The organism is Streptomyces sp. DH12, from assembly GCF_020873895.1.
Classification (GTDB): domain Bacteria; phylum Actinomycetota; class Actinomycetes; order Streptomycetales; family Streptomycetaceae; genus Streptomyces.
Window position 1 is genome coordinate 1 of sequence record NZ_JAHWGT010000126.1, and the last position, 969, is coordinate 969.

The window sequence follows — 969 nt, forward strand, 5'->3', positions numbered from 1 at the left end:
GTCACACCACGCACTCGGAATGGGATCGCTACGATCGCCTGCTGTCCCGTACGGACCCGCTCGGCCGGACGACGCACTACGAGTACGACGAGTTCGGCGCACCGACAGCCGTCGTCCGTCCCGACGGCAACCGGGAGTCGGCCGAGAACAACCAGTTCGGTCGGCCGGTGTCGCTCATGCAGGCCAATGGCAGCGTCTGGTCCCTGGAGTACGACGCGCGGGGGAACCTGACAGCAGAAACCGACCCCACGGGTGCCCGGATCGGCTACCGATACAACGACATCGGGGCACTGGTCGCCGTCACCGACGCACTCGGACGAACAGCGCTCGTGGAGCCGGACGCGGCCGGCCTGCCTCTCGCGTACACCGACGCAGAAGGCGCGACGACCCGATACCGAAGGGATGCGTTCGGCAGGATCGTCGTAGTGACCGCTCCGGACGGGGCGGAGACACGGTTCCACTGGACGCCGGAAGGCCGGTTGAGCCGACGCACCAGCCCCGACGGCACGACGGAGATCCGGAGCTACGACGCCGAGGGCAACCTTGTCGAGCACGTGGACGCCCTCGGTCAGGTGACCCGCTTCACATACGGCGGGTTCGATCTCGTCACCTCGCGCACCGATCCGGACGGCTCGCTCCTGACCTTCACCTACGACCGTGAACTGCGTGTCACTTCCGTCACCAACCAGCTCGGAGCCGAGTGGAGCTATGTCTACGATGCCGCCGGACGTCTGGTGCGAGAGCGGGACTTCTCCGGCCGTACCCAGAGTTACCGCTTCGACGCGGGCGGCCGCCTGGTCGAGCTGACCAACGGACTCGGTCAGTCCGTCACCTATGTTCGCGATGCCCGGGACAAGGTGGTGGAGCAGCGCACGTCCGAAGGAGTCACGACCTACACGTACGACGCGGTCGGCAACATCGTCCGGGCGGGCGTCGGCAGCGTTGTGTTGACCTATGAACGGGATGCAG

1 pseudogene is annotated in these 969 nt (G+C 66.7%); it reads left to right on the top strand.

What is annotated here, in order from left to right:
- A pseudogene (locus LPA54_RS32945) lies at positions 1 to 969 on the top strand (type IV secretion protein Rhs); the annotation flags it as partial.